The 20,411-nt window shown below is 56.8% G+C and carries 13 protein-coding genes and 2 pseudogenes; 6 read left to right on the forward strand and 9 right to left on the reverse strand.

The window, feature by feature from the left end; genetic code table 11:
* Positions 1 to 75 precede the first annotated feature (75 nt).
* Complete coding sequence (locus tag WCA85_RS07925) at positions 76 to 726, reverse strand: peroxiredoxin-like family protein (RefSeq protein ID WP_424062664.1); 651 nt, start codon at positions 724 to 726, stop codon at positions 76 to 78.
* A 221-nt stretch (positions 727 to 947) separates the two neighbouring features.
* On the opposite strand from WCA85_RS07925, the gene WCA85_RS07930 reads away from it, so the two are divergent.
* Positions 948 to 1,523 (forward strand): TetR/AcrR family transcriptional regulator, encoded by a 576-nt coding sequence (locus WCA85_RS07930; RefSeq protein WP_424062666.1) that lies wholly within the window; start codon positions 948 to 950, stop codon positions 1,521 to 1,523.
* 1,409 nt (positions 1,524 to 2,932) lie between these two features.
* On the opposite strand, the gene WCA85_RS07935 is transcribed toward WCA85_RS07930, so the two are convergent.
* Together WCA85_RS07935 and WCA85_RS07940 are read right to left on the reverse strand one after the other, a co-directional pair.
* On the reverse strand, positions 2,933 to 3,565 hold the full coding sequence (locus tag WCA85_RS07935) for a class I SAM-dependent methyltransferase (RefSeq protein ID WP_424062668.1): 633 nt from the start codon (positions 3,563 to 3,565) through the stop codon (positions 2,933 to 2,935).
* A gap of 439 nt (positions 3,566 to 4,004) precedes the next feature.
* Positions 4,005 to 5,138 (reverse strand): rhomboid family intramembrane serine protease, encoded by a 1,134-nt coding sequence (locus WCA85_RS07940; RefSeq protein WP_424062670.1) that lies wholly within the window; start codon positions 5,136 to 5,138, stop codon positions 4,005 to 4,007.
* Positions 5,139 to 5,399: 261 nt separating this feature from the next.
* Between WCA85_RS07940 and WCA85_RS07945 the strand changes: the two genes are divergently transcribed.
* Positions 5,400 to 6,845, forward strand: coding sequence for an IS1182 family transposase (locus tag WCA85_RS07945; RefSeq protein ID WP_424062671.1), 1,446 nt, complete (start codon positions 5,400 to 5,402; stop codon positions 6,843 to 6,845).
* 198 nt (positions 6,846 to 7,043) lie between these two features.
* Here the strand turns inward: WCA85_RS07945 and WCA85_RS07950 are convergent, their stop codons facing one another.
* The gene (locus WCA85_RS07950) at positions 7,044 to 7,802 is read right to left on the reverse strand and encodes an arylamine N-acetyltransferase family protein (protein ID WP_424062673.1); all 759 of its coding nucleotides are present in this window, start codon (positions 7,800 to 7,802) and stop codon (positions 7,044 to 7,046) included.
* 227 nt (positions 7,803 to 8,029) lie between these two features.
* Between WCA85_RS07950 and WCA85_RS07955 the strand changes: the two genes are divergently transcribed.
* On the forward strand, positions 8,030 to 8,239 hold the full coding sequence (locus tag WCA85_RS07955) for a hypothetical protein (RefSeq protein WP_424062675.1): 210 nt from the start codon (positions 8,030 to 8,032) through the stop codon (positions 8,237 to 8,239).
* 1,213 nt (positions 8,240 to 9,452) lie between these two features.
* Positions 9,453 to 10,562: a lactonase family protein gene (locus WCA85_RS07960; RefSeq protein WP_424062676.1), complete on the forward strand. Its 1,110-nt coding sequence runs from the start codon at positions 9,453 to 9,455 to the stop codon at positions 10,560 to 10,562.
* A gap of 333 nt (positions 10,563 to 10,895) precedes the next feature.
* Here WCA85_RS07960 and WCA85_RS07965 read toward each other — a convergent pair.
* Positions 10,896 to 11,123, reverse strand: a pseudogene (locus WCA85_RS07965) (IS6 family transposase); the annotation flags it as partial.
* Between the two features lie 1,175 nt (positions 11,124 to 12,298).
* On the opposite strand from WCA85_RS07965, the gene WCA85_RS07970 reads away from it, so the two are divergent.
* The gene (locus WCA85_RS07970) at positions 12,299 to 12,598 is read left to right on the forward strand and encodes a hypothetical protein (protein ID WP_424062678.1); all 300 of its coding nucleotides are present in this window, start codon (positions 12,299 to 12,301) and stop codon (positions 12,596 to 12,598) included.
* A 1,164-nt stretch (positions 12,599 to 13,762) separates the two neighbouring features.
* Here the strand turns inward: WCA85_RS07970 and WCA85_RS07975 are convergent.
* The 4 genes and pseudogenes from WCA85_RS07975 to WCA85_RS07990 form a co-directional block, all read right to left on the reverse strand.
* Complete coding sequence (locus WCA85_RS07975; RefSeq protein WP_424062679.1) at positions 13,763 to 15,058, reverse strand: hypothetical protein; 1,296 nt, start codon at positions 15,056 to 15,058, stop codon at positions 13,763 to 13,765.
* Positions 15,059 to 15,097: 39 nt separating this feature from the next.
* Positions 15,098 to 16,753, reverse strand: a complete 1,656-nt coding sequence (locus WCA85_RS07980) for a CHAT domain-containing protein (RefSeq protein WP_424062681.1) — start codon at positions 16,751 to 16,753, stop codon at positions 15,098 to 15,100.
* Between the two features lie 10 nt (positions 16,754 to 16,763).
* Positions 16,764 to 18,716, reverse strand: coding sequence for a hypothetical protein (locus tag WCA85_RS07985; RefSeq protein ID WP_424062701.1), 1,953 nt, complete (start codon positions 18,714 to 18,716; stop codon positions 16,764 to 16,766).
* A 213-nt stretch (positions 18,717 to 18,929) separates the two neighbouring features.
* Positions 18,930 to 19,505: pseudogene (locus WCA85_RS07990) on the reverse strand (PAS domain-containing protein); the annotation flags it as partial.
* Between WCA85_RS07990 and WCA85_RS07995 the strand changes: the two are divergent.
* Complete coding sequence (locus tag WCA85_RS07995; RefSeq protein ID WP_424062703.1) at positions 19,402 to 19,656, forward strand: hypothetical protein; 255 nt, start codon at positions 19,402 to 19,404, stop codon at positions 19,654 to 19,656. The pseudogene WCA85_RS07990 and the gene WCA85_RS07995 overlap by 104 nt on opposite strands.
* Positions 19,657 to 20,411: the final 755 nt, after the last annotated feature.

The raw sequence follows: 20,411 nt of genomic DNA on the forward strand, positions 1-20,411 counted from the left end.
TTGAGTTGGAGGGGGGCGACGGACTAGCAAGGACGCACCTGGAAGATTGATAACCAGGCGCGCCCTTGCGGTCTGCTAGACAATCGCCTTAAGCGCGGCAATCACCGCCTCGGGTTCCGCCCGGCCTGTCATGTAGTCGACGTCGACATGCGCGAAGCGAACAACACCCATCTTGTCGAGAACATAGGTCGCGGGAACCGGTAGCTCGTACGAATCCTCGCCGTTACGCAGCGCAATGTCGTTCTTGAATAGGTTCCTCGATAACTCCTTCACTTCCTGTCCGATCTGGAACACGATCCCGAACTGCCGTGCCACTTTGTTGCCAAAGTCGCTGAGCACCGGAAAGGTCAGCATGTTTTTCTCGGCCAAAATGATCCCGTGGTCCGGTTTTTCAGGAGAGATGGCGATCAAGGTCGCCCCGAGTTCCTTCATTTGCGGCAGGACTTCCTGCAGACTCCGCAGTTCGAGGTTGCAAAACGGGCACCACTCGCCGCGGTAGAAACTGATCACCACGGGGCCACTCGCCCGCAAGGTCTTGAGCGAAACTTCGCGACCCAACGCGTCGGGTAGTGTGAATTCCGGCGCGGTCTGCCCCGCCTGCAATGCGCCCTCGATCGTGCCCGCCGCCCGGACCCGATCCAGATCGCCTGTGAGGATGCTGAACTTCTCACCCAGCTTTTCCTGGGCTTTTGCCTTGTGCTCCGCCGCTACCTGGTTCAAAGACATCGCATGCTCCAAAGGATTGTAGATTCAAGGAACAGCCCGGTTGGCTATCCCGAGTGCAAAACAGACGACATCGGCCCGCGCGGCGCCCGACACCACGCGAACGGCCATGTCGATGCAATTTTGTATCGACCGCTACAAACTCTATGGTGATGCCACGCCTTTGTCAATTGAATATTTAGCGACTGCTACAGATATGCTAGGATGCCTGGATGGCACGCACCTTGGAATTCGATTACACGACCGCTCTCGAACGGGCGACGCGTCTCTTCTGGGAGACCGGTTACGCGAGCACGTCTCTGCGCGACCTGCTCAAGCAGATGGGAATCGGCGAGGGCTCGTTCTACAACACGCTCAAAAGTAAAAAGAACGCCTACCTGGAGTGTTTGAAGCACTACAACGCGACCGTCAATCGCCATCGCGGCGAGGCTTTCTTTTCCGCGCCCACGGCGGCATTGGGGGTGCGAGCGCTTTTCGAGTCCGTGCTCGATTGTCTTGACGACCCGACCACGCCCTCGCCAGTCTGCCTGATGGCGGGTAGTGTGACCCCCGAGGTATTAGATGAGCCTGATTTGCGCGACTATGTGCAGCAGCAGTTTTCGATGCTTGCTGAGCGGATCACTGCGCGCCTGAACGTTGACAAGGAAGCAGGGCTCTTACCGGCGGAGTTTGAACCCGAGCTTGTTGCGCCGATCGTCATTACCTATTTGCACGGTCTGTGGCGAATGGCGTTGGTTTCCTACAGTCGCTCCCAATTCGAACGACAGATCGATACGTTTCTGAACGGCCTGGGGCTCTGAGAGCAGATCTGCCAGGCATGGCTGAATCTTCCGTGATCGACATCCACAATTCGAATTCGAAGCTCCTGGCTAATTTCGTTCTCCGAAAATGCCAGTTGGCTGGCGGCTAATGTCGTGCAAAAACTCGCATAAGGAAGTCCATGCTGTTTGCACGAGGTAGTGATCGGCCCAAAGCGGTCGACCGACTTTCCCGATTTCGGCCGTTCATACGAAGGAGCGCGTCACTTGATTGACGCCGAGCATAACTGTTCTTGCCGCCATATGCTCACTGTTAGACCTAAAGCGACATTTAATAAAATGAAGGCTCCCAGCACCAGTGGCCAGACCATCGGAGGTTGTTCCCAACGAGTGACGATTGCGGTAGTCGGTAATGACTTTACTAATCGGACTTGCAGCTTGAGCTTCAACAACGCGTCCCGGTTGTAACGGCCGTCCTTGTCTCGGATTAATCGTTCGTACTGCTGCCCAGCGTAAGAATATTCGACGAGAGGACTTAGATTCCCGTTTGAACCTGGCTCCAACCTTAGGACGCGGCCTTCGACGACGGTCGAATCATTCTCGAACGCCTGTGATGTCAAATAGGCGTTCACTGCCCCATAGGTCCACCCCGCCACAATGACGCATGTGACAGCGGCCTTGAAGCAGCGCGCACCTATCGAGTCAGGTCTTTCAGCCCACATTGTTCACTCTCTTATGCTAGTCATGGCGTGCCGGCAGTCGTTAGCTCGAACCGCGAAGACAGGCGCGATTCCCCGTGATGTATGAAGAGGGTTCCCAACTCGAGCATTGGAGAGTGGTCGTTCCCAAGTTATTAACGATTCAGGAGCCACCGTCGAGCGGCCGAAAGTGACCGTTCGCGGCTAATTGGGTGAAGTTGTCGCGTATCGATGCTGGGTCTTTCGGTTCCCAGTACCCACCGCTACCGTGATGCGCTTCCGCGCGCAACCAAAAAAGCTTCATTGCAATGTAGGCAGCGAAAATGGTACTCGACGTAGTCGTCCCATGCGCTTCTCTGTCTCGGGTAGCATTTGCGTCGCGTAAAAATTTTATTGGGTACGAACGTTGTCGGGTGACGATCCTAACTCAAGGGCCGCGACGTAGCCCGGCAGCAATGCCGTCGTAGGTTTCAACAGTTCGATTGCGCTCATTTTGTTCGGTAGGTGTCCGAGAGCAATTATTGTCAACAGTTTAAGCGGTTCCGTAGAGTGTCCCAAAGTGGCCGCACTCTGCTTGTCTCGGCCGACGACAGGCGTCCCCGGTTCTGCCGATTGTTCGGGATCCACGACTGGCCGTTTCTCTGCGCGATGGACCCTGTTGCAAATCGGCTGCTTTGCGCTGCATTAAAGCGGCTTGAACGCAAGCATCTGCCAAGCCCAACGCGGGCATATGGCGACGGCCCCCTGGCGTTCTCAGGCAACCGGCTTGCGCCACACGCTGGCTAGCCACGGCTGCCGCTCACGCGGCAAGCCGGCGGGCCGGTAATAGTGCTCAATTTCGATGAAGCCCGCGCCCGCCATATATCGGCGCCATGCTTCGAGATCATGGAAGACGCCGTAGCGGTCGTGGCTCCAGCCTTCCTGATTCGTGCCGCGCGGGTTGGAGCTGAACAGCACGCCGCCGAGCTTCAGTGTCGCGTGCAATTGCCGCAATACGCGCGGCAACGCCTGACTCGGGACATGGAAAAGCGCGGCGTTGGCGAAAATGCCGTCAAAGTGCGCGGCCGGCAAATCGAGATGCAGGAAATCCTGCTGCCAAACGTCGCAGCCAGTCGCGTCACGCGCCATTGCAACGAAGCGCTCGGCGCCATCGAGGCCGACCGCGCAATGGCCGAGTGTAGTGAAGGCCTTGAGATCTCGCCCCGGCCCGCAACCGAAATCCAGGATCGTAAGAGGCGGCTCGACTTCGATATGGTGCAGCAGCGCCGCGATGTTCTGCGTGACGTCGTGGTCGTACGTGCCGTTGCGGAAATCTTCCGCGTGCGCGTCGTAGTGCTGCAACGTGAGGGCACTGATTTTATCGAGGTCGCGGGAGTCGAGTTCCATGCGGGAAGTATATCTCGGGGCATTTCCCGCACGACTACGTCGTACTTCCTGTGCCATCGGTCGTGGTCGGTTGCGTGCCGAACAGGATGACCGGCGCGATTCCGTGTGCGCAACTGATTCCTCTTGGGTTTCCGAGGAAAGCGCACGATATCAGGCGAACGGCTGGAGATGACCGTACCTCGCCCATCGTCGTGCGATCGACCCGTGCGTGCCGCGAGCAGCAGCACGCGACCCGGAAGAGACTGTCGCGTCTACGCGAAGCGGCCATTCGATCTAGCCGCGCACGTCTTCTGTTGCGAAGAGAAAGCGTGATGGGAAATTCCTCAATATATGTGAACACCATTTCACCTCCGTATCGCCCGTGCCGTGGGAACGCTTGTTAGCTTAGCTTAGCTTTGCGAAACCGCGCTTAGCGGTCGAGTGCCGGGTGCATCGCCATCTACCGCCGCTGCGCCGGGTTCGTAAGCAATTTTTGCACGCGCAGCGAAAATGCCGCGTCTGCGACTTTTTTGTCTGTGGCGATATCTGCCATCAGAGATACTGCTCGCCGCATATCATCGAAGTAGCGCATTTCTGCATTGCGGGCGGCCATGAGCGAAGAGCCCTCTGGCAACGGAGCATTGGCGAACATGTTAAATAGCTCATTCCATTCCGGCCACACGCTGTTGTGTACGAGTGTCGAGAATTCGTTCCGGCGGCCAGGTACGTCTGTCATGGACTTGAGCAACTTCATTTCTGCGTTGAGACGCGTGTCGATTACTGAAGCCCGCTCCTCCATTCGGGCGAACGCGAGCAGCTTCTGTGCGTCGAGCGAGGCCGTTTCGTGTAGCGCCTGCAATCCAAGTCCGAAAATCGTGATCGCCGCGATGGCCCACGCGAAAGCCGGCGTGTGAAACATGGATGGTCGCGTGTACACCCCTGAACGGGGCCGTCCCAGAATCCAACCCATTACAAAGCCACCGAGCAGGCCACCGAGATGCCCTGCCGCATCAACCCGAGGCTGGCTGTGTCCTGCGCATAAGCAATAGATTACAAGCCATACACCGATGTTGAAATATTTTGCGCGCGCCATTTTGTCCATTGTGGACAGAAAGCGTGCTACATACGCAAGTAATGCGCCGATTACGCCAAATATGGCACCTGACGCACCTTCGCTGCAGACCCAATAGTGCAGGCACAGGCTTGTGAGATTACCTGTAAGCGCCGCGAATAAGTACAAAGCCGAGAAGCGTGCGCTGCCATATTCCCGTTCTACGACAGCGCCCGCAAACCCGAGTACCACCATGTTCCAGAAAATGTGTTTAAGATTTTGATGGACAAAAGACGCAATGACCAGTCGCCATACCTCGCCATTTAGCGTATCCGGTCCGAAGTTACCGCCGAAAACAATCAGTGTGTGAAGATCAATATGTCGGAAGTCCGCGCCTTTGCCAATCATGAGCACGTAGACGAGTACATTCAAGGCAACGATGGTCCAGGTCACCCAAATGCGTTTGGCAGATGTTCCGGATTCGACATCCAGCCGTTCGGATTCTGCCCGGCTAAGATCGGGCAGAGGTTCAATCAGACTCATGCGCCATCCCCGTTCATTTGAATTTTGATCTAGCTACAGGCTGAAAGATTTTTCCGTACGCGAGCGCACGCACTCCACTTTAGCGAGCCAGATCGTCAGGCGCGCGGACTTGGTAGATCATTATTGTTGCGTTGTGCCATGCAAGCTCTAGCCTATTGTCAACGATTTAGGGCGGGACGTCGACCGTCCCTTTCTGGCCGAGGGCGTGTGAAAACGCAATGATCGCCTAAACTGAATCAACGCACTGAGACCGGGTGACTCATGAAGCGATTCGTTGAAGGCGATGACCGCAAGCAGGTCGCACTACTTCCCGAATGCGTCGACGACTACATCGGACAGGACAATCCGGTCAGGGTCAGCGATGCCTTCGTCGACGAACTGGACCTTGCGGAACTTGGTTTCAACGGCACCACGCCGGCGCTCACGGGCCGCCCGTCCTATCATCCTGGCGTGATGCTCAAGATCTATATCTACGGGTTTCTGAACCGCGTACCTTCGAGCCGACGTCTTGAGCGCGAATGCCAGCGTAATGTCGAACTGATGTGGCTGACAGGACGTCTGGCACCAGACTTCAAGACGATCGCCGACTTTCGTCGCGACAACGGCCCAGCCATTCGCAACGTATGCCGTCGTTTCGTCGAACTGTGTCGCGGGTTGAAGCTGCTATCCAGTGACATGGTGGCCATCGACGGCAGCAAGTTCAAGGCGGTGAACAGCCGTGACAGGAACTACACGGTAGGCAAGATCGACAAGCGTCAGCAGCAGATTGAGGAAAGCGTTCAGCGATATCTCGACATGATTGAAACTGCAGACCGGACCGGTCCGACAGGTTTCGATGTGAAGACCGTCCGCCTGTACGAGAAGATCGCTCTGTTGCGCCAGCGGATGCGTGAGCTCGAGCAGATCAAAGCGCAGTTGAAGAAAAAGCCGGACGGACAGCTGTCGCTTACCGACCCGGATTCCCGTTCCATGACCAGCGGTGGCAAAAGAACCGGAACGGTCGGCTACAACGTTCAGGCCGCCGTGGACACGAAACATCACCTGATTGTTGAGCATGAGGTGACGAATATCGGAAGCGATCACGGACAACTCAGCAGGATGGCTTTATCGACGAAGAACACGATGGGTAAGGCGAAGCTGAAAGTACTGGCTGACCGTGGTTACTACAGCGGTCCGGATATCCGCGCGTGCGAGCTGGCCGGGATCAAAACGTATGTCCCGAAACCGCTCACCTCAGCATCAAGGAAGAAGGGGCTCTTTACCAAGCGAGACTTCGTCTACGTTGCGAGGAGAGATGAATATCAATGCCCCGCAGGCGAGCGTGCAATTCGTCGATTCACGACCGTTGAGCATGACATGACCCTGCAGGTCTACTGGCCCAGTGCCTGCCCGCGTTGCCATCTCAAGGAGAGATGTTCTCCCAGCGACTATCGTCGAATCCGACGATGGGAACACGAGCACGTGCTGGAAGCCATGCAGCGTCGGCTTGAGCGGAAGCCAGATGCAATGACCATCCGCAGAAGTACCGTTGAGCACGTATTCGGTACGCTCAAGCACTGGATGGGCGCCACGCACTTCCTGACGCGGACGCTCGGAAGGGTGAGCACTGAAATGAGTCTTCAGGTACTGGCCTACAATCTGAAGCGCGTCATGAATATACTTGGGGTTGCCGGGGCGATAAAGGCGATGAGGATGGCTGAAAGCTAAGGCCCCGAGGGGCTTTGTTGCGCTCAATACGTTACGTTAGCGTGCGCCCGATATATCAAACTCGATCGATCAGGCCGGTGGGCTTGTGTTGAGCGATAAGAAAACAGTTTCCACACGCCCTCGGCCGAGCAGCGCCTCAGGCGATGGGCATGTGCGGCACTTGCTTCGAAATACTACGGGCGCCTGGCGCGGCAATTTTCACAGAGCGATTCCAAAATATTCGATGAGCGCACGCTGTCTCTCCTCGCTCGAGGCGAGATCCACGACATTACGCGACCCGGCGTCGGTCTCGATTAGTTGGGTCCCGCTCAGCGTAATACGCCCGGTTGACGTAGCGCGCGAACAGACTTCTTTCCGTGTGAAATGGGACTGGTCAGAGGTCTGGTGAAACGTGCACATTTCATTGAAATCCGAGAGCTGACGCGGTTTCGTCGGGAACTTGAATGATGGCTTCATGGCATCGTTCGATGCGCCACTTCCGACCATTACCGTGAATGTGCTGGCGTCTCTTTGGACGCGATATACGCGGCGGTCCCGCAGTTGATCGTCGGTATCGGACAGCCGCAAAGGGGCGGTAAATGAATCGCCAAAACCAACATCGGCAAGATACCGGTCTCCGTCAAAATCGACGACAAGAGCCATGTGATCGAATAGCGGACCCGTTGTGCCGTCCTCTCTAAATACCTCCGCTGCGACCATCGTCACTTCGAAACCGATATCCGTCAATAAACGCGCGAACAGTCCGTTCAGTTCATAGCAGATTCCGCCACGTCGTCGCTCCACAATCTTCGCAAATAGATGATCCTCTTCAAGCACGATCTTTTGGCCGAGATGAATATCAAGGTTCTCGAAGGGAATCATCTGCATGTGCGCACGATGCAGATTCCGGAGCGTCACTACGTCGGGCTCGAGTGCCGAGTGAACGTCAAGTCGAGCCAAGTATCTTTCTATATGCATGCCGAATTCGCGTGTCGATGTTAATTAACCATCTTGGCACAGATTGTCGTCGATGTTCGCCCCGTGCCCGACGCCCTGCTCCTGGCCGAACCTGGAAGTCCGACGATTTGCCGATGCGTCATTCAGCGTGGCTCTCGATGATCCGCCGACCGGCTTCCACATCCTTGCTGCGACTGCGCATCTGTATCAAGATCAAGTCGGCTGATCAGGAATAAGCGACGCCCACCATGACAGACGATCCCAATCTCGATCCTGCATCTGATCCCGACAAACTGACGGGCCCCGGCGGCATGACGTTGCGGCAGATCCACGAACAGGTGCAGAAGAGTGTCGAGCGCGACAGCGCAGTACAGGCTGTGCACAAGTCACAAGCTTCTTCGCAAAGCCGGTGGCAGCGGTGGGTGCGCTACGTGTGGGGCCGCAGCGGACGTCGCTAGCGACGGTCTGATAACAGATGCGCCGGTCGCAAGCACTTTCTCAGGAGTTGAGCCGTCTCGCCATTCAACCGCCGTTTCTCTCCGTCCAACCCGAAATTTGAACTCCCGTAGGTCAGTAATGTTACTAGCGGTCGGCCGTAGCCCGACCCGAAGGCGACGTACAAGCTGCTCGAAAGCGGGCACTCAAGCGCAACAAAGTTCGGATCTCACTTCACACCCGTGACCTTGATCGGGGAGCGCACGTCGGTGCACGGCCGTGCGCGTCGATGTTCCTGAAGCCTCCCTGAATACCGGTCGCGCGCGCCGCGACGAGCTAGGGTAGTGGCGAATGGTCGAACGATTGTTGCTTTCGGTGTGGACCTGGCGTGTGCGAACTACGTGGCTGAACCACTGGCCGCCCGGCCCGTTTTAGCGCTTATCTATCGCTGCCCGCACGGCCGTGTGGCCCTCCAAAATAGCGTTTTGGCAAGGAAACTGTCGAACTCCGGTGACCTGCTTTGAGTCTGGCTTTGTACGGCATCCGCTTTGATCCATGCGGCCCTTGATCTTACAATTTTATAACAATCGCACCCCCTTCCGAACAAAGCCACAGCCGATCACGTCGGGCGGAAATCGGTAGCCGGCATAAGAAATGGCGTCGGTGGCAGGTGTCGTGTGTTGCAGGGCGGTTCGTTTCATACACGAAATTCTCGCCGCAATCCCGTCAACATGCCAGCAACGTGACAGTACCAACGACATGCCTGACGACCGCGTCGGTCATCTCAGCATCGCCGGATGCGGGTGCGTGGCTCATCGCACCGGCGCTCACGTTCATGCCGGACATTTCATCGGCAAAGGCCGTGCCGATTGCCGCAGTGGAGGAGACGAGTGGTGTTGACCTCGCAAACGCAGAAAAAAATTTCTCTGCACGCGTCATATCCGCGCCACCAGCCCGACAAACGGGTGACCGCTGTCCACACTCGGGACCTCACATGCAACTGCTTTTATATCGATCCACCGGTAAAAGGCTGGCGCGCAATCTGGACTCAGCATTTGGAAGTCGGTCAGTTGTCGAACCGAATCGCTGCCAATTGCGTAAAGCGCCTGTCAGCGTTTGCGTACGACGTACGTGCCTGACCATCAACGCGTTGCTGGTAGCGCACGATGCATTAAAAGTCCAACGGACTGTCCTGCGTTACGCAGATTAATAGTCCACCTACATACGGAGCTGTCAATGAAATTAGACCGTGTTTTTCCACGTGCAGCGCGCAAGCAGTTCTTCTTTGCCATCACCGCCGCGCTCGCTTTACCTTCGATTTCGTGGGCTGATTCGAATATCGACTCAGCCGGCGCTGTCTTTGTTCTGTCGAACCAGTCCTCCGGGAATGCCGTGCTAGCGTACTCCCGGGACGCGGACGGTCATCTTACGTACCAGGCGACCTATCCAACAGGCGGCAAAGGTGTAGGTACCGGAGCCGATCCCTTGGGCTCGCAAGGCTCATTGGTTCTGTCGTCCGGATTCCTGTTTGCGGTAAACGCCGGAAGCAACGAAGTCTCTATGTTCAAGGTGGAAGGCACGAAGCTTACGCTGCTTGATAAAGAGCCATCGGGCGGCCAAATGCCGGTCAGTGTTGCGGTAAAAGGATTTGTCGCTTATGTGCTCAACGCAGGGGGGACTCCGAACATAAGCGGATTTCTCGTCGACGGCGTTGGCAAGCGCTTGATCCCGTTAGCGAATTCGCTGCGTCCCGTCGCCGGCGGCACATCGGCTCAACCTGCTCAAATCGGTTTCGCGCCGGAAAGCGACGAACTGATTGTCACTGAGAAAGGGACGCAACTCATCGATACATATCACCTGGACCCAGCCGGATACGCGACTGGCCCCGTGCGGCACGCGTCAATCGGCGTCACGCCCTTCGGTTTTTCGGTTACGCGTGGCGGCTACGCAGTCGTTTCGGCGGCAGGCTCGGGCTCCGTTGCTTCTTACGACATCGAACGCAATCAAGACCTGACGCCGATCAGCAACGTACCCCTCGGACAAACGGCGTCGTGCTGGCTCGTCACCACAGGTGACGGGCGCTACGCGTATACGGCGAACGCGGGTAGCAGCACGATCAGCAGCCTGCGAGTGACCGCCGACGGCCAAACGCAACTGATCAATCCCATCGCTGCGGCCGTAAGCGCCCCGCTCGACCTCGCACTGACCGCGAACAGCAAGTTTTTATACGTCCGCGAAGGGGACGGCGCCGTCAGTGGCTTCCGCATCTCGCCCGATGGCAGTCTGAGTTCGATCGGAGCGGTGACCGGCCTGCCCCCGAGCGCGCAAGGCATCGCCGCTCGCTAACCGACATCTGCCGACGAAAATTCGTGCAGAGCGCTGAAAGCATTCTAACCCCATGTAGTCACTAAAGCGGTCCGGAGGCGAGCTGCCTCGGTTGTCCGCCCCGCGTTCTGGTCGACACGAACGCTGGGCGGATCTTTTTACGAATCGCCGCTTTCATCGACATATCAATGGTTGCGCTTGAAGTGCTGCCATCGCGGATCGGCTTTGCTCGCGTTTGTTGCGCAATCAAGGGAGTACGCGTGATCGTCATTGCTTCGCTTCTTCGGCTCGTGGATCGGCTCTGGTGCAAATAGTTGAAATTGTGCCGAAGGCTGCGTGGCCATAAAGCTGCTTTCATGGGGTAAGCACGGCGTTCCAGATCGAGGACGGAGTCCGGTCTTTGAGGCGCAGCTGGCCGAGGGCAAACTGTGCCTTGCGGATGCGATGCAGTAACTCGACGCCTGTTAGGGTGATGGCCGCGCAATCGAAATTCTTGAAGCCGAGCATGGGTCCTGTTCTGGACTTGATGCCCCGATGATCCTGGTCGGGTAGCCGTACCGCATTGCTGAGGTACGGCCCACTAAGAACCGTACGTGCGCCTTTAGGAGCATACGGCTCAAGCCTCTGCAAAGGCATCTGTCGACACCCGGTGGTGCAAGTGCTTTTTCAGGCGTATTGCGGATATCTACGGCAATTGAGATGGTGTACCTGAAGGTTGCTTGCTGCATCCGTCCCGCCGTCAGTTCGCTTCACAAGATGCTTGACATCCCAGCGGGTGTCCATTGTGATGGGCTGCTGACAGTTGGAACACATGTCAGCTTGCCTTGGCCAGACACGGTACAGCTTACCGCGACCTCGCGCTGAGTTCAGCATCTTCTGGCCCCATCGGGATTCGAAGTACCGCGCCCATTGCTGATCGTGCGGATTGGCGCCGGCGTCGACGACAAGGCCTCCAGGAAAGCGTCTCCGCTCGGGAAGGACGCCGCCGTTATTCCAACGGAGCGCAACTGACGGCAGATCGCCCGGCTCACCGATTCATCGTCATCAACGACGACAACAACAATTGTTTTGGCATTTGCCATTTTGGAATGCCGAATGTCTCAGGTGGCAGGTGCATGCACGGGAACGCAAGCTTCACGGATCAGGCTACGCCACGCGACGCGCTGGCAGCATCGGACTTTGGACATAGATGCCGGCGATGAAAATCAGGCTCTCCGCACGTTCGACAATCTTGTCGCCGTCGTGCCCGCACTCAACGACCCACAGGGGCCCAGCGGGCAGAGGATGGCTAGCCGATTGTCGACAATCTAGGCATCCATGTCGAACGACCGGATCTGGCCGATTGGGTGAGGTCGCCAACGGCCGCTTATTGGCACTCCAGTTTGCAAAACCTGAATCTGGCTAACTGACAGGTTTGGAGCAAGCTGTCTGACCGCAGTGGGTGGCGGCAGCTATGCGCCCTGCCGAGGCAAAAACGCCAGTGAAGTATTGGCCCAGGAGAAGGCACCGAGAGGGCGCATGTGTCGCTGAGCGCACGATGACAGCTTCAGGCTTGCGGCATTCTTTCTTGATCGCAATGATCATGGCCCCACGCTGGAACATTCAATTCTATTCGCTTTACAACGTACAGCAACCCCACCGTTGTTTCGAACCCAACACCCAATACCGTCGCCGTGCAAGGTTGCTTTGGATGTGCAACGATAGCCGTGCAACTCGCACCTGTCTGAAGACACTAGACAACTCAACGGGGAAGATCGATGAGAGAAAATGCCGAGACGCTATTCGTTGCTTCAGAGGACATCGCAACAGCGTTAAATCTGCTTGAGAGCATTGAGGTTGAGGTCGGGTTCGATAGCGATGATCCGGAGAGCGTCGAGCAGGCGATTCTCGCCGTCGAGGAGGCGATCAATACTCGCCTGAGCTCCCATCGCGGCGATTCACGCATCGAATCTGCCATCCTTCGCGTCAAATTTGACTTCCGGTGCGCGATCCTTGACCAAGCCTCGTCCGATGAGGACGATAATGAGGTGATAAGCAGCGTCCACACCCTGCAATGATATTTCCGTGCCCGCCCGATCGCCAACTGGGATCGGGCGGGCACCGTAACGAAGCACTGAACTGGAATGCTGTCGGCCAAGCGCTGAAGTCAGCTTTGCACGGCGAAGCTGAGCGCCGTTCGTGATTCGCAGGATTTGATTGTAACGATGTTAATCCAGGACAGGGCTGAGATGTGGACCGGTTAGCCTGACATGGTGAACGACCGCTTTCGGCGAAACCGGAGCTCGCCTATGGATCGCGCCATGCCTGTCGCACGAGACGTTGTCAGGCGACGAGCGAACTAGGGCGACTGAGGATAGTGAGGAATTGCCTGACTAAGGCAAACCCATGGTTGTGCACTGGATGTCCAGATATCCAGCATCGGCTGAAACTCCGACGGATTGTCCAGCGTAGGGAAACGGATGGACATAACTTCTGGAGCAGTCTCGCCAAGCGTGTATGGGCAGTCTCAACGACATCGTTCTCCCACGAAGCGGCGGCAGCGGGGCGACAGTACGGGCCGATGCCATCGACAATGAACGTTTCGAAAAGCTTCGGAGCGAAATTTATATTCTGGCAATGAAGCTCAAATCCGAAGAGTATTAATCTGGATCGAGCAATGCAAGTCCGAACACCTCAGCAAATGAACTTCACCTTCCAAACTCGGTGGAAAGAGGAATTGGTGTGCTCCTGCCCGCTTGGAAAAGTGGTGCTTGAAATGCCAATGGGCGTTGCGTCCGTCTACATCCTCACCGAACTGGCATGGCAAAGCTCCGCTCCGGCATGGGCACGGCCACACTGGAGAACGTTATACACGCAGTTGTTAGCTTGGTGCATTGAATACGAGTTTCCTCTTTACGTCGACAATACGGCAAGTGTATTCGCTGGGTAGGACGGTGAAGGCCAGAAAATCATCGCCGAAAGGCGATGACCGCGACAGCACGAATCAAGTCCTCAACTCGATCTAGCTCAGTGTCGGAAATGTCGGCTCGACAGTCCGGTTGCAGTGCCCGTAGAGCTTCGTGAAGTGCGCCCCAATCGTCGGCCACCGTCAGCCTTTCGATATCTCTGCCCGGATCGCCAACAATCCGACTATTAGCGGGCGGCGCGCACGATATTTCACCCACCAGCCAGGTTTATGATCTGCGCAAACTGAATCTGCCGTCGAAGGCCGGCCGAGCCGCTCAACTTTTGAAAGCCGCGCTCAGAAGCTGCGCGGACGTGCGTGCGAACGATTTCGGGTCGGCCTTCTTCGACTGAAACGCGGCGCCCACTAGAGCCATCTTCTTGACAACGGCATCATCTGACAACGCCTCTTCGGCAACGGTCCAGCTTTCGTCGAGAACATTTACATATTTCGAAGCGGATCGAAGCAGCATCGCGGCCGTTTCCATCTGGTTATCTTCTAGCCGATCCGCGCAGTCGCTGAGTTCGGTGCTCAGCGTTTGCTCGCCGGCTCTGACAACGTTCGCTCCAATCTTCGCGTGCCGCCAACTCTCCATCTGCGAAATGTATGTCGTTAACAGGCCAAGCCGGTCAGCCTCGGTCACATCCGGTGACGTGACGATCTCCGCCGCCAGTTGTTTGAACTGGTCGTCCGCACCGGCGTCATCGCCGACTATAAGCTTCCTGGTCAGTTCAGTCCATTTAGCATGAAAGGGCAAATGCGCCAGCGCCCCAAACTGCTGATCAAGAAGCGTCTCTCGGTACTCCAGCGCGATCACGAGATAGTCAACATCGTCCACTGTGACCTCTTTGCCCTGGTCGTCGACCCTGCAGAGTTCGCCCTTTTTCATCTGGACGCCTGCTGTCTGCGGTCCCGCGCCCGCAAGTACACGATAGCCGCTATTGCCGAGGACGTCGCCGTTGTAAAGGCCGAAGCGCGTTTCCACGCCGTCCGCGCCAAGCAGAGCGCCCAGGCGCTTAGTCATGTTGATGCCGGTCGTCGCTGCTAGTGCGACTGCTGGCCCTCCAATCGCCGCGACGGTGTCGCCGATCAGGTCGAGCATGCCGCGCGCGAACGAACTATCTTTGATCTGGCAAAGCGCTGCATACATGGTTACACCGCCAGCTTTGACCGGGACATCCCGCACGACATAGATATCTTTGAACGCGACGTGAGATGCGCCTTGCTTCGCCGCGTTCGGCCCTAGCAGATTTCGAATCAGGTCGTAACCGATGATGAAGGGCACCTCGCGCACCGACGCCCCATACGGATAGCGCACAAAGCAACTGCACATGGGAAGGAACGTCGAGATGTAGTTGCCCGCTTGAGCCATGCGCATTTCGACGACGCGAATGCTGAAATAGCTTTGTTCCGGCCGGAACGGGTTTCCTCTGAGTCTGTCGGCGCGTGGGTCACTGCTGTCGGCCTCTGCGATGAACGACGCATCGAAATTGCGCCGGTTTGGAATTGAAAAGACACCGTTTGCCTGCCCTGCAGCACCGGTGTCGAAAAGATTGGCGACGAACGAAAACATGGCGGATCTCCAAAGGATGATCAATCGAACCAGGCAAGGTCAGTCACGAAGAACGGCGAGCGCCGACGCCCATGCGGGGGAGCCGTCCTTCGCCGCTTGAAGCTGACTGCAAGCGGATCGGTACGATTCGCAGAACGGTTGACCCATGGTCAAGTAGGATTCGTAAAAGCGCTTGAAGTATTCGACGCAGAGCTTTTCTTCGACCATCCATCGAAAGCCAAGCATGCATTCCACGCCACGGCGCATCGTCTCGATTGCGGTCAACGCAGAGGCGCCTTCACACGAAGACAGTACGAGCATCCTGCAATGACCGGCTCGCAGCCAGTCCGCAATCTCGCTGATTGGAATTGCGAGTGGCTGGTCTGGCGGCCCCGGGAAAATCAGGTATGTCAAGCCGTCGTCGAGTGTGATCGAGTGCCCACAGAAATGAACGATGTCGTATCGGCTCTTTGTCAATGTGAGGCGGACCGCCTCGCGCAAGTTGTCGCCCACTAACCCCTGCTCAGCCTGCCCGATGACATCGACCGGGGCCATTCGGTCAGGCCCGAGTGTGTCAACCTGTTTTTGCAGAATGGCCAGTTCTTCCTGCCCGGTGCGCAGCGTCGCGAACGAGTAACTCTTGGTCATCACCGGACTTTTGTACTTTTGCAGACGAACGTTGCCGCTTACGTTCGCGTCGATGAACAGGACGCGCAGGGGTCCACCTGCGGTACTGGTAGCGGTAACGATATCGTCGTCGAGTTGACGTTTCTCCATCCGTATGCGTCGTGCCATCGGAATGCGCGAACAGAGGACGCCGTCGAAGTCTTCATGATTGACGAACTCGAAGGGCAACTTGAAGAGCTTCTCGTAGTCGGAGACGCCCATGTCAATTTCGAATCGGAGGTCGAGTTTCGGCGGCTCTTTCAGTTGGGTGGCGGCCGGTTGCTTCAACATTTCGATGAGATGCGATCCGACCGTGTTCTTGATCAGGACATCGAATAGCTTCTGGCCGTGCGTAATCGCGTCACCGTACCAACGGTCCTCGAGCATACGCGGACCTGAATTGCGCCAGGGCGAGAAGGTCTCGATGTTCGCCATGAGTTTGTCCAGCGCGGTGCGCCGTTCATACGGAATCGCGCTGGAGGACAGAAATTCATAGCGCCCATTGCTCACTCTGTAGCTTGCCGATTCTCGTCCCACGTTAATCGTGATGCGTCGCGTGTCCGTTATCGGCGGGCCCTTCCGATTCGACGGTGCGATGCCAGCGAGAGCTTCCGCGAGTATGTTCTGATCGGCCGTGATGTTAAGCCGCCAGAGTGATGCGTTGCGGCGTGCCAGGACGCGCCGCTCGATCTCCTCGGTCGAATGCACAGCGACCACTAGCACAGGAATATTCGGGTGCCATGTGTCTAGCCACTTCATGAAGCTCACGGCGGCATCGGTTTCACTCGCTTCCGGCGTATCCGAATGTAGCACCAGCGCATCAAGGATGACGACAACCGGAATGACCAGATCGGCCGCCTTCGGATTTAGCGCTTTCTTTGCTGCTTCGACATTTCCGATGCGCATCTCATCGTGCCGATTGAGAAAATAGCTCAGTTCAGGATACCGGCGCTTTGCCGATTTCAACGAGTTGAGTGATTTCCGAATGATGGGGTACGTCTCTTCGTCGCCGCAAAGAATGAGAATGGGCCGCTCTACAGGTGTTTTCATGGCAAGCTCCTCAGGCGCGCGGGAAGACCAAGGTAAACTCTCTCCACCGAGGCGATCCATCGCAATTGGTGACTGCGTCGGACTCGCGTCTGAGCGTTCCACGGTGCGCTCTGACGATCTTCCTGATCGAATGAAGTGCGAGGCTCGCCGCTTCGCGCGCTTCCCGCGCCGCGAGCGTCAGCGCGTCGGTCGCGTCCGATCCCAACGATGCCGCGACCGCGGGCAGGCGGGGCAGCTTTAGATCGAGCAGGACGTTTTGATCGGTGCAGCGCAGCGTGACCGTGACGGTGACCGAGTCGTCCCGTCGCATGCGAACAAGATAAGACAGCAGCGACCTCACCACGAAGGTCAGCCGTCCGGGATCACCGGTTACCAGCAAACTCTCTTCGGGCAGCGGGGCAGCGATGCCTTTGCGGTCACGCACAGGCAGACATTCGAGCACATCGGCGACGCAGTGGGTCAGATTGACCGTTTCGGTAAAGCGGATCGGCGTCTTGCGAATCGCAAGCGCGTCTGCCAGGCGCTCGAACGTCAGATCGGCTTTGCCAATCTCCGCGAGCAACTCTTCGCTGATCGAATGCAGCCTTTCAAATCTTGTCGCGGGGGCATTGCTTCGGGCGTTTGCGCGGAACATCGCAGGCAATTCCCTCACGATCAGGGACGCCAGTGTGAGCGGAGCGCGCGTTTGTTGCGCGACATCCGAGACTGTCTCGTGAAGAAAGCGCAGATTCTGGTTCCACTTGACACCTTCCACGTCAGTCAGAAACCAAAGGGCGGTGTCGAAGCTCGAGTCGAGTTCCACGCGCGTGGCCAGCACCACCGTGTTACGGTCATTGGCTCCCCGCAATTCGATGCGGCGCCTGGAGGTATTGATAACACCTTCGAGCACATCGCGCGAATGATCGTTCGCGGCAAAGTCGCTCAGGCGCAGGCTGTCCTGCGGGCTCTGTTTTTCGTCCCAGTTGAGCAGTGTAGCGGCGGTCTCGTTCAACTCCATGATCAGACCTTCAGTTCCAACGACGACGACGCCACGGTCGGTTTCCTTCAGAAGGCACGCCTTTGTCTCGCTCAGCATGCGGTTCTTCAAGCCTTCTTCGATACTTTTGATTACTTCCCTGAGCGTGGCCTCATCGGGGCCGCGAAAAGCGTGCGATGTCTCGCACTCGACATTGAAAATCCATCGCGGCCGGCCATTGAGATGGATTGGAATCGTCATGGCCGATTTGAGTGTTCTACTCCCTGGCGCAGCGCGGTCGACGCCCACATAGCCGAACTGCTCGACACCAACTTCGCCGATCTCGTCGACGATGCGAGCGCAATCGTCCTTGAGGCTCGAAGCGAGCATGCCGTCGCTTATCGGTTGAAGATAATTTTTCGGCATCAGAAAGTCTTGATGCGATGCCTTTTGGTGAAAGAGTTCGAAGCGTTGCTTGTGGCGATTGACGCGAAAGAGCGCTGCGTAATCCCATTCGAAGTGACGCGCGATTTCGTCGACCGTATCCGTGGTGGCGTCGCGCAGTGGTCCAGGCGCATCGAGAATCTGTTTGATACTGGAACAGAACCGCTGCCGGTCAGCCGAAATGTTCTCCTCGTATTGGAGGAGGATTGGTTCGAGATCGAGTTCTCGCAAAATATCGAGATCGGCTTTGCCGTATTTTCCTGGCTCCTTCGAACAAAGCGTTAGTGCCGAAGTAGCCTTGTCGCCCCGGCATGCGAGTAGCGTGATCGACGATCTGATTCCGTACTCCCGGTAGCATCGCACGACTTCGCTTCTCAGCAGGTTCGGGTCTCTCGCCACGAACGCCTCTACGTCACGAATCCACGTCTCGCCGGATGCGATCCATTGAGGCACAACATCTTCGGGCAAGTCCAACCAACGTGCGGGCCATTCGGGGCTATCTTCCGGGAAGAGCGCAACGGCTCGAAACAACGTGTTGCTGTTCGCATAGACACCGAAATTCACGTGATCGAAATCAACCAGTTGGCGAACGCACTCGACGACGCGATTGAATTGCTGCTGCCAGAAGGGGACTGTCGAGGCGGTCTTCTTTATGTCCGGCACCGGGGAGAAACTCGGCCCAGGCTGCAGCGCGAGCATTCGAATCCGATCGCGGATGGTTTGCGTCGCGGCCTGAATGACCACGAGCGCGCCAAGTGGCTGGCCGTCTGGCCCGAGGTCGGGGGTCAGAACCAGGCGCACGGGGCGGCCACTTCGAACCCTGTCGTCGGAGGTTGTCACGTCAAGCGTGCGCGCGATTTGCAAATGAGTGCACCGGACGACATCTTCGGCAACCCGCGATTCAAACTGTGCGTCGAACAGCGAGGCGAGCGGGCGGCCAATCAGATCCTGCTGTTTGAAGGAGAACGTAGATCGCGCGTCGGAGTTTGCATAGGTGATGCGGCCATCGACGGTGATGCGTAAGATCGGACACGGCGTCGATTCGAAGCGTTTGCTTTCGGATTTGCGGAACAGCGCGCCGTCCGTCACAACGATCAGCGTACGGAGGGCATCCTGGCGTTCGAGAGGGACCGACTGGATTATCGCCGGAACGCGCTCGCCATTTTCGCGCTGATAAAACAAATGGAGCGTGTTTTGGGATCCGTCTATCAATGAGGTGACTGCAGTGCCACATTGAAGACAATCCGCGATGGATATGCCAGTTGCTTCCGGAAAAAGCGCCTCGAAGGAAGCATTCGCTTCCCCTATCACTCCCGATCCGTCGACAAGGGCGCAGGGTATCCGCGTTCGCATGATCGCCGTGCTGGAGACCGGTTCGCTCGCGGGGACGCCAATCTCAATCGTGGCGTCGGTTTCTGACCTTGTTTGCATGGTGATGTTCTACTCCTCGGAAGTGAAGAGCGAAGGCGGGATAGGCTGTTGTCGTGGCTTTATGCGTCCATGACGCTTTTGTTCTGCAATGCACGCAACGACTACGCTCCTGGTCCAAAATGCATCGGAGGACTCATGAAAATCTATTCCGAACACGTACGCTCACGCTCGACATTCAGATGCCTGGACCTTCGCCTCCAAACATGGACACGTCGATAGCGTGTGGCTAAGCAAATGCATAAATGCCCTTTTTCGCTTCGTCTATAGAGAGGAGCAAAATCTGAGACTTCAGGTGACCACAAGAAGACTCGTAAGGGTGCTCCGGATGTCAGGCCCGGACTTCCCGTCGACCATTGTTCCAGCCTTCATTGGTTGAATTATCGAAACGATTACTGGACGGTAATCGAATGGGCTGGGAACTGGTTTTGTAAAAGTGCGACCTGCAAACGAAGCTTGCGGCGACGAGCGAAGATCTTCCGGCCTCGTCTGAACTCTCCTTTTCTCGTAAAGCGGGATTATCGATAGGACGAGATGAGGCCTGAAAATCTGAAACCTGACGTGCCGCATCCGTAGCAATTCGTGTGGTAGACGCAGATGAGGCGAGTTCGCATATGAAGCCGGTCGGCCAGGAAACAAAAAAGTACCGTAGTCTTCGCAGTATTCAAGTTCCATATTGTTAGATTTCTACATAGTTGCGCTCTCAGTTTTGCGTGCGGGCGCATGATTGAGGCCACCTGCCGCCGAGCTTCCTACTGCGGGCGATTGTTAACGCCCAACCCGTCGAAACAACATTCGTCCCGCCAATGTGCGGCAACGCACATAAAGAGT

Source organism: Paraburkholderia sp. (genome assembly GCF_049581445.1).
GTDB lineage: Bacteria > Pseudomonadota > Gammaproteobacteria > Burkholderiales > Burkholderiaceae > Paraburkholderia.